At 35.2% G+C, this 18,264-nt stretch carries 11 protein-coding genes; 3 read left to right on the plus strand and 8 right to left on the minus strand.

From position 1 onward, the window contains the following. The first annotated feature begins 49 nt into the window (after positions 1–49). Positions 50–271 carry a CFI-box-CTERM domain-containing protein gene (locus C0512_RS15980; RefSeq protein WP_367160231.1) on the plus strand — a complete coding sequence of 74 codons (222 nt, stop codon included), beginning with the start codon at positions 50–52 and terminating at the stop codon, positions 269–271. A 595-nt stretch (positions 272–866) separates the two neighbouring features. On the opposite strand, the gene C0512_RS00005 is transcribed toward C0512_RS15980, so the two are convergent. Then, complete coding sequence (locus tag C0512_RS00005) at positions 867–6,365, minus strand: MG2 domain-containing protein (protein ID WP_290857923.1); 5,499 nt, start codon at positions 6,363–6,365, stop codon at positions 867–869. Between the two features lie 121 nt (positions 6,366–6,486). Further along, complete coding sequence (locus C0512_RS00010; protein WP_290857924.1) at positions 6,487–6,930, minus strand: nucleoside deaminase; 444 nt, start codon at positions 6,928–6,930, stop codon at positions 6,487–6,489. A gap of 38 nt (positions 6,931–6,968) precedes the next feature. On the opposite strand from C0512_RS00010, the gene C0512_RS00015 reads away from it, so the two are divergent. Together C0512_RS00015 and C0512_RS00020 are read left to right on the plus strand one after the other, a co-directional pair. Continuing rightward, positions 6,969–8,741 carry a 1-deoxy-D-xylulose-5-phosphate synthase gene (locus tag C0512_RS00015; RefSeq protein ID WP_290857925.1) on the plus strand — a complete coding sequence of 591 codons (1,773 nt, stop codon included), beginning with the start codon at positions 6,969–6,971 and terminating at the stop codon, positions 8,739–8,741. Positions 8,742–8,775: 34 nt separating this feature from the next. Further along, positions 8,776–9,726: a DUF3078 domain-containing protein gene (locus C0512_RS00020; RefSeq protein ID WP_290857926.1), complete on the plus strand. Its 951-nt coding sequence runs from the start codon at positions 8,776–8,778 to the stop codon at positions 9,724–9,726. Between the two features lie 50 nt (positions 9,727–9,776). On the opposite strand, the gene C0512_RS00025 is transcribed toward C0512_RS00020, so the two are convergent. From C0512_RS00025 to C0512_RS00050, 6 genes are all read right to left on the minus strand, one after another. Then, positions 9,777–12,389 carry a T9SS-dependent M36 family metallopeptidase gene (locus C0512_RS00025; protein ID WP_290857927.1) on the minus strand — a complete coding sequence of 871 codons (2,613 nt, stop codon included), beginning with the start codon at positions 12,387–12,389 and terminating at the stop codon, positions 9,777–9,779. A 75-nt stretch (positions 12,390–12,464) separates the two neighbouring features. Continuing rightward, entirely contained in the window at positions 12,465–13,808 is a 1,344-nt protein-coding gene (locus C0512_RS00030; RefSeq protein ID WP_290858102.1) for a deoxyguanosinetriphosphate triphosphohydrolase, read from the minus strand. Between the two features lie 4 nt (positions 13,809–13,812). After that, positions 13,813–14,319 (minus strand): RDD family protein, encoded by a 507-nt coding sequence (locus C0512_RS00035; protein WP_290857928.1) that lies wholly within the window; start codon positions 14,317–14,319, stop codon positions 13,813–13,815. A 15-nt stretch (positions 14,320–14,334) separates the two neighbouring features. After that, complete coding sequence (locus C0512_RS00040) at positions 14,335–14,562, minus strand: hypothetical protein (protein WP_290857929.1); 228 nt, start codon at positions 14,560–14,562, stop codon at positions 14,335–14,337. Positions 14,563–14,659: 97 nt separating this feature from the next. Continuing rightward, positions 14,660–17,074, minus strand: a complete 2,415-nt coding sequence (locus C0512_RS00045) for a ribonucleoside-diphosphate reductase subunit alpha (RefSeq protein ID WP_290857930.1) — start codon at positions 17,072–17,074, stop codon at positions 14,660–14,662. A gap of 136 nt (positions 17,075–17,210) precedes the next feature. After that, positions 17,211–18,188, minus strand: coding sequence for a ribonucleotide-diphosphate reductase subunit beta (locus C0512_RS00050; protein WP_290857932.1), 978 nt, complete (start codon positions 18,186–18,188; stop codon positions 17,211–17,213). Between the last annotated feature and the right edge of the window lie 76 nt (positions 18,189–18,264).

Below are 18,264 nucleotides of genomic sequence, written 5' to 3' on the forward strand. Positions count from 1 at the left end.
AAAGTTTATTAAATATTTTATTCAAATAGAAAAATCTTCTTCATGCTACATAGCAACTTTAGCATACGAGGATATAAACCACCCAAAAGTAGAGTTATTCAGAAATTTTAGAGACAAATATTTAATAAACTTTTTTTTAGGTAGGTTGTTTATAAAAAAATATTACAAATATTCCCCAAATTTAGTTGTATTTTTACGACCCTATAAAAGCGTTAGTAAGTTTATAAGATTTGGTCTAGATTTGCTACTAAAATTAATACCAACAAATTAAAATGATTAAAAAAGAGTCTTAAAATCAATTTGTTTATAAAATAGTTAGCATTAATTTTTGATGAATTAATAGAGTTATTAAATCAATAACATTAGGAAATCTATTAATTCTTAATAATGAATTATTTGAAAATAATTTTAAAAAAGAACAAAACCATGACAATTAAAAAAACTAAAAGAACTAAATGCAAAACTCACCGAAAAACTATATCCTTTTGGTATTTCGACAGAATCTGAAGTTGAAAATTTAAAACTTCCAACTTACATTAATGTCTTGTTGCGAAATGACCAACGCAATCCAAACAACGACGACAAACCAACAAAAGAAGGTTGGGAAAAAAGTAAAAACAATCCGAAAAATTGTTAAATGAAAAAAGCACCAATTAACACTAAATTAAGTGTGAGTACAATTTAATTTTCAACTTTTTTCATAGCACCCACCACTAGCCCCGATTGCAATGCAAAGCCTTGTGAAGGCAAAGCTGCTTTTTTTCTTGCTGACCCAAAGCGACCAGAGGAAGCTCTTGGGGCGGCTTAGAAAAAACAGCTTTGACAAACAAGCTTGGAATGGAAAGCGGGATTGGCTTCCAATAAAACTACTCCTTCACCACTTCCACCCATTGACCCAGTGTTCGTGCCGCATACGTGTTGTCGTACATCGCTTCGGCTTGCATGCCTGGTAAATAGTAGCGACCCAAATACGACGCATTCAAAAGCACTCGGTACGTTCTGGACTCGTTGGCTTTGAGACCGAAATAGAAATTGGTTCTCTCGTCACGAATATCGATATGGTCAGCTACATTGTTGCCAAAACTGCCAAAATCGGTGAAACGAGTGTTCACTATTTCAAATCCTGATGGGATAATTTGGGTTAATGCCAGATTTTCCACTCGTTCGTTGGTTTGGTTTCTAATGGTGATTTCGGCAATAAACTCAGTGCCTTGAGTAATTTTAGTCACGTTCACCGGAGCTCCCCTTCTGCTTTTAAAGACCAAATTAGTAAACAACTTACTTTGCATCACTTTTTCCTGACCAATCGGTAAAATTCCGCTAGTTAACACTCGCACATATAACGTATTGGATTTGGTGTTTTTTATGGTGATGGAATTGCTTCCCTTTCTAATTTCCAAATTTCTATTGGCTAATGATTTAGCAGTTTTAATTGTTTGCGGTTTACCATTCACAGAAAAATTTACTTCTACACCTTTTCCACCGTTTTGTTGAGCGAATTTTGACATCGCATATAAACTATAAGCCGTGGTTTGGGTGCTCATCCATTGGTCGGAAGCCATGTTTTTGGCCAAATCGGTCGCCATTTTGAAAGCTCTTTGTTTGTTGCCAATTAAAATTAGCGTTTCCAATGCCATCGCTTTATTGCGTTCAGGCGAACCGTAATAGTAGTAACTATTTGGATTAGTATCGTCAATTTTACTTTGGTTAAAGACACTTTGTGCCGCTTGTTTTTGCCCTGCCAATGCATAGGCGGCAGCTAAACGCAATTTACTTTCGTTTGAAATTCCGATAGTTTCCCGCAAACGATTCATCGAAGCCATGTCGGGAGAACCTGCCAAGGCCAACGTGTATAAACGATAGGCTTGAGCAAAATCGTTGTGATAGCCTTTGTTCAATCGCCATTCTTTGGACGCTTTTAGTTGATAGGCAATCCATTTTGATTTGAAATTAATTGGCAAAACGTAGCCTTTTTTCTCGGCTTCAATGAGGAAATGACCCACGTAGGATGAACTCCAATCGTCGGCATAATTTTGTCCGGTCCAATACGAGAATCCGCCATTGGCAATTTGGAAACCGCCTAGTTTTTGGATTCCGATTTTAATATTTTTCTGAATTTCGTTTTTACGGTTTTGATCTAAATCGAAAATATCTGCCAAATACAATTGTGGGAAAACACTCGACGTGGTTTGCTCCAAACAACCGTGCGGATATTGGATTAAATACTGTAATCTTCTACTGAAATCGATGGTTGGGAAAGACGAAACTTCCAATTGAGCTTTGTTGCTTCCGGCGACACCGAAGGTGGAAATAGCAATTGTTTTTGAACTGTTAGGTTCTAAGACAACATCGGTAAATTCATTCGTTATTGGGTTTGGATTCGTGATGTCGAGTTCTACTTCGTACGTTGCTTTTTCGTTTCCGGAAGTGGCGATGACTTGCACTTTTGCCAATCCGGTTAATTCACCTACTTCCAATTCAAAATACGCCATTTTTTCATCCGGTTGAGCGAAAGATAAACTTTGGGAAGTTTTTCCAATTACTCGAATTCCGTTGTTGGTTTTGATTTGTAAAGAAACATTTTTCACTTGTGGTTCCATCGCAAAAATCGTCACAGGCAACGTCACTTTTTCGGTTGGCGAAATTTTTCGTGGTAATGAAGCTAAGACCATCAACGGCTTTCTAACCGGCGTTGTTTTTTCAGCTGAACCGTAAGCACTTGAATTAATATCGCCAGCCACAACCATCGTTCGAACAGAACCAACATAATTTGGCATTTTGATATGATGAATTTTGGCTTGTCCTTTTTCTAATTTGAATGGGCCAAGGTAAATTACAACCGGTTTAAAACGATTGGCTTTTTTGGCTTTGCTTCCGCCTAAATCTTCATCACCTCCAATGCTGAAAACTTGGTTAATTCGTCCACCATACGCTCCTATTACCTCATCAAAAATATCCCAAGTTTTTACGCCTAACGCTTCACGAGTGTAGAAACTGTTCCACGCATTTGGTGTTTTAAATCGGGTTAAATCGAGCAAACCATCATCCACAATGGCCAACGTGTACGTCATCGCTTTTCCTGATTTTTCGCTTACGCGGATGTTGACTTTTCCTTCCGGCTTTAATACTTCCGGCATACTGATTTGTGGTTCGATAATGGTGTTTTTATCGATGACTTCAATTGGCACAATTCCATATAAACGAATCGGTGAATCGTTTAATGTGGAAGCGTGCGGTTGCAATAAGGTAATGTGAACGAAAACATTCGGAGCCATTTCACCGGTAATTGGAATTTCCACTTTGGTTTCCCCTTTTTGCGTAGTTGCCCAAAAAATTTTGACCACACGTGAACCATTCTCCAACGAAATTAACGCTCTTCCTCCAGTACTGGATGGAAAGGAAATTTTGGCTTTTTCGCCCACTGCATAATTTTTTTTATCGGTTGAAAACATCAACATCGAAGCATTAGAAGCATCTGTATTTCTGGTTTTCCCGGACCAATATGGCCAATCAATCATTACAGTAGAACCGGTAGCGTGACCACCTGTTTCATCAGTTACCCGAATCAAATAACGACCCCATTCATTTTCTTCATTTTTAAATTGCACGCTTGCTTTTCCACTTACATTTGTACTAACTGCAAAATTCTTGTAGGACGAAGTTGAATTATTAGAAACATAACTGGAAAGGTTGTCATAACTCGCATCCCACCACCATCGCCATTCCACTTTATAAACCTGAACTTTAAGGTTCTGTACTGCTTTCGGATTTCCTTTTTCATCTACAGTGACAATATCGTAGCGGTTCATTTTTCCGGTTTCTAACAAACCATATTTATTTGGATCGGGTGTTTTTAAACCTACATATGTTTTATATGGTGAAAGTGTCGCCACCATCACATCTGCACTGAAATCACCACCGTTTTCATAGACTTTTGTCATCAAACTGGCTTTTAACATACCCGGTGATTGGCTACTTACTTTAGGTTGAAAACTTACGGTTGCTTTTCCTTCACTATTCACTTTTCCTGTAAAAACAGTTGTTTCTTCCGTTTCAAATTGACGGATTGGGTCATCAAAATTATAATTGGCAAATCCTTTAAAAATAGTTTTTTGTTGCATGATTTTAGCTTGCATTTCCATTTTTAAATCTTTTGCAATTGCACCATGTAACCAAGTCACTTCAACTTGACTTGTATTTATTTTGGAGGTTGATAAAATTTCAGAATCGAATTTATTTTTAATTTTTAGCCGATTGGGTTTAATAGTTTCAATCTTGATACTTTTATAAAACTTAGCTCCACCGACACTGATAACTGCTTCCCAATTTCCTGTAGGATGACTATCCCGAGTGGGAATAATAAATTTGTAATGATTCAGGTCATTATATTTCTGTACCGATTGAAAGGTTAATTTTCCGTTTGGATCATTAAGTTTGAAACTAATAGGATGCGATTTATCCAATTTGCTCGCAGCATCATTCAACATAAAACTCAAAAACAAGGTGTCGCCAGGTCGCCAAACGCCTCTTTCACCATAAATATAGCCTTTGAGTCCTTTTTGTAATTTTTCCCCGGAAACATCAAAATTACTTACGGAAAGCGAATAGCCTTCATCTAATTTTACATAGGTAGATTGTTTCCCTTTTGTTACTATGGCAAAATAGGCATATTTGTTCAATTCGAATTTAGTAATTCCTTCTACATTTGTTATACCTGATGCTAATTTTTGTTGTTGAAAATTATACAGTTCAACTGTTGCACCTGAAACCGGCTGGGTGTTAACAATATTTGTAACCGCAAAAAGATAAGAACCGTTTTCTCCTCTTTTAGCAATAACCCCTAAATCTGAAGCCAGTACATTCATCCCGATTGGTCCTCGACTATAATAATCATTTTCGCAAGGATCTTTGCTGTCGTACCAATCGTAATCATCATACCAATAATAATCATAATAATCATCATCGTTAGAACGCACTTCTTCGGTTTCTTCTTCCTCTGATTCCGTTTCAGTAGTTGAATTTGAACATTTATACAATGAATAACTTTTTTTGAAAGACAATTCAACACGATAGATGGCTCCCGGCTCCGGAGTGATAACTTTGGCTAAATCCAAAGCAAAACTGTTCCACTTGCTGTAATTGGGTAATTTTTTATCAACTAAATTAATTGTCTTTTTTGCTACTGGAGTAGCAACTTTTCTCAGATTTCTTTTCCCATTTAAGTCATTGTCTTGTAAAAATTGAAGGATATTATTTTTATAAATTTTATAAATTTTTACATCAACTGCTTTCAAATTAGCCGCTTCAAAGTTGATTTTTAAATTATTGGAACTAGGTAAAATTGTTCCGTTTTTCATGAAACGGATACCCGGTTTTATTTCATTGAAGGCAACTTTTTGTGCATGTGTTTCTTTCATTTTGTAGCCTTCCTCACTTTCGATACCTTGGAAAACTTCCACTAATAAATCTCCTTTAAGTGGTTCACTAAAAAACACTTTCAATATATTTCCTTCGATAGAAAATTTAGTGGCAATAGCAGTTTCTACTGAAACTAATCCTCTTAAATCCTGCCCTTTTTTAATAGGGTCAGAAAAATTGATAAGCAACGACTGATTATCATCATCGCCAACCTCTAAGCCAACAATTTTAAAATTATTTTTACCAGGAATTTCAAAATCTACCATTCCTTTTTGGTCGATGTCAAATGGATTTCCATCCCATGAAATTTTAATTTTACTGTCTTCGACTTCCCTTTTAATGCTGTCGATGATAAATTTAAATTCTGTTCCTCGGCTAAATTCTTTGTCAAATTTTATTTTTAATTTAGTACCGTTTTGAGCCGCTTCTACTAACTTAGACGCGGTTTCAAAACTCATTTGATCACTGGTTTGAATGGTTCCGTTCAAATATTGCCATTCTCTGTTATACGATTGTAAATCCAATACATTAACTATAAAATCCTGTTTCAGCGTTTTGATGGAAAACTTAAATTCAGAAAGGTTTTTTGGTGTTTTGATGAGTTTGGATAATTTGAAAACAATTCGGTATTCTGTATCTTGTTCTAAAGGTTTTTCAGGAATAAACGCAATGGTATTAGAAGCCAATGCGACCATTTTTCCTTTTACAGCTGGAGATATATCAAATAAACTTTGATCAATTTCTTGATTGGGTTGCCATTCAGTTTTATCAAAAGCCAGCGTGACCCGAATATCAGTATTTGATGAAACTAATCCTGAACTGAAATTCAGAATATAGTCTTTGAACAATGAAAAATCGGAATTAAATTCTTCAGTAGAAACTTTTTTGCCACAAGAATGTAGCACCACAACTGCAACAAGTAGTTGCACCAAACGTTTGATTGACATTGTTCAAAAAGATTAAAAGTGGAACGAAAAAATGAGGTTTACTTAATTGCGATAACACAAAAAGTATTCCAAATATTGTGTTAAAAGTAATTAATCTTTTAAGAAGAAAAATTACGTTAATTTATTTTCTTTTCAATGCAAAAAAACGTACCATCAAATCGGATGCTTCTTGAGCCAAAACTCCTGAAATTACTTCCGTTTTCGGGTGTAGCTGAGTACCCATTTTCATAAAACCACGTTGATCATCTCGAGCTCCAAACACGATTTTAGAAATTTGACTCCAGTACAATGCTCCGGCACACATTTGACAAGGTTCTAATGTCACATAGAGCGTACAATTTTTTAGGTATTTTCCCCCAATATAATTAGCGGCTGAAGTTATGGCTTGCATTTCAGCATGAGCGGTGACATCGTGTAGCAATTCGGTTAAATTATGTGTTCGTGCAATGATTTTATTATCAACAACAATCAAAGCCCCAACGGGAACCTCGCCTTTTTCAAAAGCAATTTCTGCTTCTTGTAAAGCTTTTTTCATAAAATACTCATCGGTCAAAGGATTTTCCATAGAAACAAAAATACAATTTCAATTCGTACATTTGTGCTATGGTTGAAAATTTACTTTCCTATATTGATTCTCCGAATGATTTACGAAAATTAACCGTAAACCAATTACCACAACTCGCTCAGGAATTACGAGATTTTATCATTGACGTTGTTTCCGTAAAAGAAGGTCATTTAGGAGCCAGTTTGGGTGTTGTTGAATTGACCATTGCTTTACATTATGTTTTTCAAACACCAAATGATTTATTAGTTTGGGATGTTGGCCATCAAGCGTATGGTCATAAAATATTAACCGGAAGAAAAGCTGTTTTTCATACCAATCGTCAATTAGGTGGGATTTCTGGATTTCCAAAAAGAAGTGAAAGTGAATTTGATACGTTTGGTGTTGGTCACTCCTCTACGTCTATTTCTGCTGCTTTGGGAATGGCAATTGCCTCCCAACTCAAAGGTGAAAACAAACACCATATTGCTGTAATAGGCGATGCTTCCATTGCGAGCGGAATGGCCTTTGAGGGTTTGAATCATGCCGGTGTTACTGATGCTAATTTGTTAGTAATTTTAAATGACAATGCCATTGGAATTGACCCTAGTGTAGGTGCGTTGAAAAATTATCTCACCGCTGTGAAAAAAGGCAAAAATCCGAAACAAAACAACATGATTAAATCGTTAAATTTTGACTATTCCGGTCCGATTGACGGTCATGATATTTTTGCAATTATTGCTGAATTGGAACGATTGAAAAAAGTAAAAGGCCCAAAGTTTTTGCACGTCATCACTACAAAAGGTAAGGGACTTCAGAAAGCAGAAGAAGACCAAGTAAAATACCATGCTCCAGGTAAATTTGATAAACTAACCGGTGAAATTCATTTGAAAGAAGAAAGTCATTTACCTCCTAAATTTCAGGATGTTTTTGGTTTGACTTTGGTTGAATTGGCTCAACAAAATAAAAAAATTATCGGTATTACTCCTGCTATGCCAACCGGTAGCTCCTTAAAATTTATGATGGATGCTTTTCCGGAAAGAGCTTTTGATGTAGGTATTGCTGAGCAACATGCAGTGACATTATCGGCTGGAATGGCTACGCAAGGCATGGTGGTTTTTTGCAACATTTATTCTACCTTTTTGCAACGGGCATATGATCAGGTGATTCATGATGTTGCCTTGCAAAATCTTCCTGTCATTTTTTGTTTAGATAGAGCAGGATTAGTGGGTGAAGACGGAGCTACTCATCACGGTGTTTTTGATTTAGCCTACTTGCGTTGCATTCCGAATATGATTGTTTTTTCACCCAGAAACGAAATTGAATTACGAAACATGCTTTATACCGCTCAATTAGGATTAAATCATCCGATTGCTATCCGCTATCCTAGAGGAAGGGGAGAAATTGTCGATTGGCAAATTCCTTTTCAAAAAACAGAAATTGGAAAAGCAAGTTTGTTAAAAAAAGGATCAAAAGTAGCCGTCTTGTCCAATGGTTTTATTGGGAAAAATGTGACAGCTGCTTTAACTTTAATTTCAGCTCAAAATGATTTTTCTCATTATGATTTTCCTTTTGTAAAACCATTGGATGAACAACTTTTGACTTCAATTTTTAAGGAACACGAAAGTATTATTACCTTGGAAGACGGGACAATTATAGGTGGGTTTGGGTCAGGAATACTGGAATTTAAAGCTAAAAACAAGTACAAAAATGAGGTTCAGGTTTTAGGAATTTCCGATGAATTTATTGAACAGGGTACCATCGATGAACTACAACGTTTTAGCAAAATTAACGTGGAAAGTTTGGTCTCCATTTTGTCAACTTATTCAAAATAGTGACTTTTGCAAAAGTCTTATTACTATTTTGTCTATGAAATCTATTTCATCTACTTTATTTTTATTACTCTCATCTTCCGTTCTTTTTTCACAACCTATACAAACAGCGAAAGATTCTACCCTTAAAGATACTACCTATTGGGTTCAGAAAAAAATAGTGGGATTAGACATTACTCAAATTGCATTTCTAAATTGGAATGCCGGAGGAAACAGTTCTATTTCAGGTTTATTTAAAGGTGATTTTTCGAGAAAATATACCAAAGAAAATGTCTTGTGGAATAATGAAATGAGCATTCGATACGGTATCAACAAACAAGATGATCGAGAGCTACGAAAAACAGATGATGCCTTTTCGATTCTTTCAAATTACGGCTATAAAACGGACATTAATTCCAATTGGTATAGTTCTGCCCGGTTTAATTTTAATACTCAATTTACGAATGGTTATGCCTATCCGAATACAGATACTCCAATTTCAAAGTTTTTTGCTCCGGCATATGTTTTTTTGGGAATTGGGAGTGAGTATAACCGAAAAGATTGGAATGCAAATTTTTATTTTTCGCCTTTAACTTTAAAAACCACCTTTGTTTTAAACCAACGTTTAGCTGATTTGGGTTCGTATGGAGTGACAAAAGCGATTTACGATGAAGAAGGGAACCTATTAAAAAGAGGCCGAAAAAGCCGAACAGAATTAGGTATGCTTTTCAACAATTACTGGAAAACGGAAATCTACAAAAACATGACATTAGAAAACAGATTGTCATTATATTCCGACTACCTGAACAATTTTGGGAACATTGATGTGGATTGGCAATTACAAGTAGATATGATTGTAAATGAATATGTGAAGGCTAATATTGGCATTCACATGATTTATGATGATGATATTAAGGCCAAAGAAGAAGTAAATGGAGAACAAATTACGGTTGGCCCCAAACTTCAATTAAAACAAGCTTTAGGGATTGGCGTAGTTTATGTTTTTTAAAATAAAAAAACCCGGAAGATTCCGGGTTTTACATATTAAAATCTCATTAATTAGTTTTTAATAATCTTCTGAGAAAAGTTTAATTCATCTGCATTTACTTTCACTATATACATTCCTGATTGAAGATGTGTTAAATTAATATTTTTAGCATTATTAAAATTAACTTCATTTTCTTGGTAAACGATTCTACCATTTAAATCAACAATTTGAATAGCCACTTTTCCGGAGAATTGATTTACTTGAATAGTAAACATTCCATTGGAAGGATTTGGATATACTTTAAATACTTCATTCGTTGCAAAATAATCTACTGATAAAACACAGTTTGGTCCAGCAGGTGGCATAGTAAAATCTTCCACTTGATCGGTAGAACTATTTCTATTTCCAGAAGAAGCATTTAAACCTAAACCTCTATTGGCAAACACTTCCCAAATCATACAATAATCTTGTCCTCCGGTAGTTGCTTGGTCAGCTGCAATTAATACATCTCTTGCCTCTATAAAAGTTGGAGAACAAGGTTGCAATTTTAATCCATCAAGCACTAAACGCATAATTTTATTATTTCCTCCAGTACCGGTATATATATTTGAATCATAACCATATTTATTAATATATGCCCATGTTAAATCCCATAAAGTAGTTGCCCAAACAGAACCAACACCATGAGGAACTGCTTCTGTATTCGTACTATTAAACGTCATTGGGTTAATACTCATATCAGTTGAATACGGATATGTTCTAATTCCAACACCATCAATTGGCTGGCTAACTGCAAAAGTTCCAATCCCTCTAATAGCAGTACCTACATCTCCGGGTTTCAATTGCATCATTAAAGCGAACCAATCAGACCAACCCTCACCCATTTGTTCAGCATTACCTAAACAACTGGAATTGTTTCTACCGCCAGCTAAACGGATGGAGATACCATGACCAAATTCATGAGAAATAATTCCATTATCAAAAGAACCATCGGCATTGATAAAAACATCAGCCGGGGTTTGAAGTGTTACATTAACTACTCCTAAACTCATTTGAGCTATAATAGCTTCCCCTACATCTTGATTTATACTGATTGCAGGAATAGTTATTGTTGCATCAGCACCACCCATGATAATAACTCCTTCAACATTATTGACAACTATTACAGCAAGAGCTCCTGCATTTTGAGCATTCTTAACTTTTTCAACGAAAGTACAATCTCCTCTTCTCAAAATACAAACTTTACCTGAAATAGCAGCCGCATTAATTGCCGGAGAACAAGCATCTGAATTATCCGGAGACCCATCATCAAAAAGGACTAAATCAGTTGTGAAACCGTTTGGAGCAATTGGTAGTGGAACATTACCAGGGATAAAATTATTATCTCTAATTGCATATGGACCAGCAATAGTAGCAGGTGTATTTACAGTTAAAGAATAATTTGGCGGACCCACATCCCATAAAAACATTTGAACTCTTCCGGATTGTCCATCGACCGGTGCTGAGAAATTAGCATTGTTTGTCCCAACTCCATCTTGAGAATCTGCATAAACAAAATCACCTGCGGTACCGCCTTTTCCATAATTATTGGCTTGGTAATTTCCATTTGCTTCATCAAAACCATATTGATACCAAACATCATGCATCACATTGGTCATGTAAAATAAATTAGTTGTAGCCGCATTTGTATAGGTAGTTGATTGTGCACTATTCCCACCATAAGGAAAATCAAACTCTAAAATTGCTCCGCCATTTGGTGCTGCACCGAAAACACTATTAGTTCCATTTCGGTCTTCTTTTGCCCAAGTGTTATTTCCTCTGGTAATCGTAAATTCAGCTCCAACAGCACCATTAGTATCATGCCATCCGAAAGGAGAAGCCGTTGTGTTGTGTGGTGTAGAAATTAATTGTCTTTCACCGTGGTTTGGACTTTCAATATTGTATGGTAAAACACGATAAGAACCCGATTGTGTCTCTACAACCGAAGTAGCTGATTCTTCTTTAAACAATTGTTTAGTGAAAGGAACATAATGTTGGTGTTTCGAGTGATCTGAATCATTTCCGAAACTACAACTAACAACCATATCTTGCTTTTCAAGAATTTCACCATTTTTAGCATCAATTCTAACGCTCCACAAATTTTTGTGATTTGGACTGTAAAAAGTAAAATCCCAAGCTAATCTGAGTTTATTTTCCTCATTTAATTGATAAACCAGTTTAGCCAAAACAGGCTCATTGATGCCAATTGCATCATTTATCTGATAATAATTAGTTCTGATTGTTCTTTGAATTTGAAAGGATTCAATTGGAGTGATATTAAAACTTCCATACGCCAAACTCAAGGCATCTAATACACTGTAAGCCGGTGTCGTTGTGTTTACTCGTTGTGCAATATTGCTTTCAAAACGGTTGGCAACATAAACTACATTTCCGTTTTTAATTGAAAAATTTGTTTGAGCATGAAATATTTCAATTCCTTGATAACGTTGTTTAACGTAATAATTAGTTATCCCGGTGGAAGAGGAAGTGGCTTCACTTTCTACATACCAATCATTGATATCTTGTGATGTTATTCCTAATGTAGAATAATTTGAATTTAAATATTCTTGGATTTTTTGGGTTTCAGTTTGTGCATTAACTGAAAAAGCAAACAGAACAAAGAATAAGAATGTAATTTTTTTCATAAAAAAGTGAACTTTGGAAATTTAAGAGCCAAATATATAATTATTTTCAACAATTAGGTGTTTTTTTTAAATACTTTAACTATTGTTAGAAGATACTATTTTGTTGATTAATATTGCGTTACCATCGGTTAATAATGAAATATAATGTGAAATATGTAACAACCGCTCATACAACGTATCTTTATTCACTTGGTATTTTTCAGGCAATACTTTTAACAATAAAACATCATAATTAGACATTTTACCATGGTATTGATTATTGAATGCTGTTATAAATTTATCCAATAAATTATTGATAACGTGGTAGCCTGTAATCTCCTTTTCTATAACTTCTCGACTTTGGTATATTTTTTTTACACTCAATTTGATGATATCATCCATCTGGGCTTTGTATTTACTTTTATCCGTTAAGGCAAAAGGAAATTGACCTTTTAAAATATTCTCTTCATTTTCAATAAAAATCCGAACTGCATCATTAATTAAGCTCCCAATGGCTAAAGCTCGTAGGTAACTAATTCTGTCTTCTTTGGTTTGTAATGAATTGTATTTAGAAACATCAATGCTATCTTTTACTAACTTTATCAAGTACTCTAAAGCAAAATCTTCATTGACTAAACCTAAATTTATTCCATCTTCAAAATCGATAATGGTGTAACAAATATCGTCAGCTGCTTCCACTAAATAAGCTAATGGATGTCTTTCAAAGCCAATATTATCGCCTGTTTTATTAGAAATCAATCCTAATTCTTCCGCTACTTCTTTAAAAAAAGCTTTGTCTTGTTGAAAAAAGCCATATTTTTTATCGGCAATTGCAGTAGTTGGTTTTTTAGGTAAACTTTCTTTGGGATATTTCATAAATGCCCCCAAGGTTGCATACGAAATTCGTAATCCTCCTTCATTTCCGGGACGATTTCCGGTTAAAACAGAAAACCCATTTGCATTACCTTCAAAATCAATTAAATCTTGCCATTCTTTTTCAGCAAGTTGATTTTTATATTGCTGTCCGTTTCCGGTTTTAAAATATTCGCCAATCGCCTTTTCACCGGAATGACCAAAGGGAGGATTTCCAATGTCATGAGCTAAACAAGCAGCGGCTACAATTGCTCCGAAATCATTCATGTGAAAACCATGAACTTCTTTGAGATAGGGATATTTTTCAATAATTTTTTTTCCTACTAATCGTCCAATGGATCGTCCAACAACTGATACTTCCAGGCTATGTGTCAATCTGGTATGTACAAAATCTGTTTTAGAAAGTGGAATAACTTGTGTTTTATCTTGCAGACTTCGGAATGCTGCAGAAAATATAATACGGTCATAATCCACTTCAAATCCTAAACGGGTGTCATCTTGTTCAGATCTTAAACGTTTCCCGGTGTCTCCTTGTCTTTTGAGTGATAAAAGTTGTTCCCAGTGCATCATGTTATTCTTGTCCAATTTCGTTAATAGAATCTTGCATTTCTAACTCCTGATTATATTTTCTTAAATCGACCACAACTGATTTAGAGAGGGTATCATGCCACCCTTTTGGAATAGTTCCTAAAAAAGATAATTGATCAAAAGGTATCAATCGAGATATTGATCGAATAAAGATAGAGTAAGGTTCGGGTTTAGAACCATCAGCCATCATTACTTTTGTATTGGTGACATATTTTCCAATGGATTTCCCGGTTAACGATTCAAAAATCATGTAATAAATCACAATAATCAAATAACTTATCAGGAAATCAACGATAGGATTGATGGATTCTAACCAAAGGGAAAGTTCATAGTTTCCAAAAAATTCATATAAAATCCAGCCTATCCCAATTGGTATAACATTGATAATATTATGAATAACCATATCAATTATATAATTTCCCAATCGCTGTCCGGATGAGGCTAACATAGCTGATGTAATCGCAATTTCTTTTGGTTTGACAAACTCCATACTTTACTGTAAATTTTATGCTTTTTTATCGTTTGCCAAAAAGAAATTTCTTGATTTTTTTGGGTATTGATTGTAGCTGATATCACTTGGATTTTCAATCACCGTTTTGATATTGATTAATTCTCCTAATTTAAAATTTGCTTCGGTATATTTAAAATCTAATAAATATTCCCCGCAGAAATAGTTTCCTTTTTCATCTTTTTCGATGATGCCGGTATAAACGCCTTTTTTATCTTTTGACATGATTTTGTAATTACTTTTTCAAATGTACGAATTGAAATTGATTAATATAAAAACAGCCATCGATTGACGGCTGTTTTTCTTATGTAATGTTTTTGAATTATGATCCACACATCTCACAATCATCCGGACCTGAGTTTCTTGCTTTTTCCACCATCGCTTTGAAATCTTCTGCCGTCATTTCTCCCGTTTCATTTGGAGCAAAAACTTCCACTACTTGTGGTTCGGGTGTTGGCTCCGCTTTTTTGTCATTATTTAAGGTAAACTTAATGGCATCTACCGCCGATTTAGTTCGTAAATAATACATTCCTGTTTTCAATCCTGATTGCCAAGCATAGAAATGCATCGAGGTTAATTTTGCATAGGTTGCTCCTTCCATAAACAAGTTCAACGATTGTGATTGGTCAATGAAATAACCTCTTTGACGTGACATGTCTATGATGTCTTTCATGCTCATTTCCCAAACTGTTTTGTACAAATCTTTGATATCCTGAGGAATAATTTCAATATTTTGAACTGAACCATTGTGACGCATGATTTCTTGTTTCAAGGTGTCGTTCCATAAACCGAGATTTACTAAATCTTCTAACAAGTGTTTGTTTACTACAATAAATTCTCCTGAAAGTACTCTTCGAGTGTAAATATTGGAAGTATAAGGCTCAAACGCTTCATTGTTTCCTAAGATTTGCGAAGTAGAAGCAGTTGGCATTGGAGCGACTAACAATGAGTTTCTCACGCCGTGTTCCACTACTTCTTTACGTAAACTGTCCCAATCCCAACGACCTGATAAATCGCTGTCTTTTAATCCCCAAAGATTGTACTGGAATTCTCCTTGCGAAATTGGCGAACCTTTAAATGTTGAATACGGACCTTCTTCTTTTGCCATTTCCATAGATGCAGTTACGGCAGCAAAATAAAGCGTTTCAAAAATATCCTGATTCATTTGTTTTGCTTCATCGCTAGTGAAAGGTAATCGAAGTAAAATAAACGCATCTGCCAAACCTTGCACACCTAATCCTATTGGACGGTGACGCATATTTGAATTTTCCGCTTCCGGAACCGGATAGTAATTTCTATCGATTACGCGGTTCAGATTACGAGTTACACGTTTGGTAACATCATATAATTTCTGGTGATCAAATTTTCCGTTTTCAATAAACATTGGCAACGAAATAGAGGCCAAGTTACAAACTGCAATTTCATCCGGTGAAGTATATTCTAAAATCTCCGTACATAAATTCGATGAACGAATGGTTCCTAAATTCTTTTGGTTTGATTTGCGGTTGGCTGCATCTTTATACAACATATAAGGCGTTCCGGTTTCGATTTGTGATTCTAGGATTTTCTCCCAAAGTTCACGGGCACGAACGGTTTTTCTGCCTTTTCCTGCAGCTTCATATTTGTGGTACAACGCTTCGAATTCGTCGCCATACACATCACAAAGACCCGGACATTCGTTTGGACACATTAACGTCCATGAAGCATCATCTTGCACGCGTTTCATAAATAAATCGGATGTCCACATGGCAAAAAATAAATCTCTCGCACGCATTTCTTCTTTTCCGGTATTCTTTTTCAAATCTAAAAATTCGAAAATATCAGCATGCCACGTTTCTAAATAAATGGCAAAACTTCCTTTTCTTTTTCCGCCTCCTTGATCAACATAACGAGCTGTATCATTGAATACACGTAACATTGGAACAATTCCGTTGGATGTTCCGTTTGTCCCACGAATATAAGAACCTGTAGCTCTCACATTGTGAATTGAAAGACCAATTCCTCCCGCTGATTGCGAAATTTTAGCGGTTTGTTTCAAAGTATCATAAATTCCGTCAATGCTGTCGTCTTTCATGGTTAACAAGAAACACGAGGACATTTGCGGTTTTGGGGTTCCGGCATTGAATAAAGTTGGCGTAGCGTGTGTAAAGAACTTTTTCGACATCAATTCGTACGTTTCTTTTACTGATTCAATGTCATTCAAATGAATTCCAACCGAAACACGCATCAACATATGTTGAGGTCGCTCTACAATTTTTCCGTTTATTTTTAGCAAATACGAACGTTCTAATGTTTTGAAACCAAAATAATCATAATTAAAATCTCTGTTATAAATAATCATCGAGTCCAATTCTTCAGCATTGGCCATGATTGCATCATACACTTCTTCTGAAAGCAAAGGTGATTGTTGTCCGGTACGTGGATTCACGTAATGGTACATATCCGACATCGTTTCTGAAAACGATTTTTTTGTATTTTTATGTAAGTTGGAAACAGCAATACGAGCTGCTAATTGTGCATAATCCGGGTGAGCAATCGTCATCGAGGCGGCAGTTTCAGCTGCTAAATTATCCAATTCAGAAGTTGTTACACCATCGTACAATCCTTCAATTACACGCATGGCCACTTTTACAGAATCGACCAAATCATTTAAACCATAGCATAGTTTTTTAATTCTATCTGTGATTTTGTCAAACATTACCGGTTCTTTGTGACCGTCTCTTTTTACTACATACATACACTTACATGTTTTTTAAAACAGAAAATCCCTTTTACTGTTTTGGGTTATTTGTTAGTTGGTTTTGGGAAGCTAATCCCGGTAATCTTAAAATCAACTCCGTCAGTGTTAAAAACTAGACGGTGTTAAAAAGTCATTAAAAATCAGCGTCGAAACTAATTTTTTGTGAATCGCTATCTGAATTCATCACACCTGCTTTTTGGTATTCCGCTACACGTTTTTCGAAGAAATTGGTTTTCCCTTGTAATGAAATCATATCCATAAAGTCAAACGGATTGGTTGAATTATAGACTCTTTTGCAACCTAATTCGACCAATAATCTATCGGTAACAAATTCTAAATATTGAGTCATTAATGTGGCATTCATCCCTATTAAACTTACCGGAAGGGATTCCGTAATGAATTTTCGTTCTATTTCTAAAGCATCAGTCAATATTTCCGTGATTCTGGCTTTTGAAACTTTATTTACGATATGATGGGTATGCAAATGCACGGCAAAATCACAATGCATTCCCTCATCACGAGAAATTAATTCGTTAGAAAAAGTTAATCCCGGCATTAATCCTCTCTTTTTCAACCAAAAAATGGAACAAAACGAACCTGAGAAAAATATTCCTTCTACTGCGGCAAAGGCAATTAATCTTTCAGCAAACGAATCTGATTCTATCCATTTCAAAGCCCAATCTGCTTTTTCTTTTATAGCGGGAAACGTTTCAATGGCATGAAACAACATATCTTTTTCTGCTTCATCTTTCACATAGGTATCAATTAATAAGGAATAGGTTTCACTGTGGATGTTTTCCATCATTAATTGGAAACCGTAGAAAAATTTTGCTTCAGGATATTGTACTTCACTCACAAAGTTTTCAGCAAGGTTTTCATTAACTATTCCGTCAGAAGCAGCAAAAAAAGCTAAAATATGCTTTATAAAATATTTTTCATCAGCGGTTAATTTGTTATTCCAATCGTTTAAATCGGTGTGCAAATCAATTTCTTCTGCAGTCCAAATGCAGGCTTCTTGTTTTTTATACCATTCCCAAATGTCTTGGTGTTTAATCGGAAAAATTACAAATCTATCTTTATTTTCTTGCAAAATTGGTTCTACTGCTGCCATCTTTTTCTTTGTTAAGTTATGTTGAGGATTATTAATTCGTATTTGAGAGTTACAAAGATTGCAATTCAAATTGGTA

It is taken from the genome of Flavobacterium sp. (genome assembly GCF_013822155.1).
GTDB lineage: Bacteria > Bacteroidota > Bacteroidia > Flavobacteriales > Flavobacteriaceae > Flavobacterium.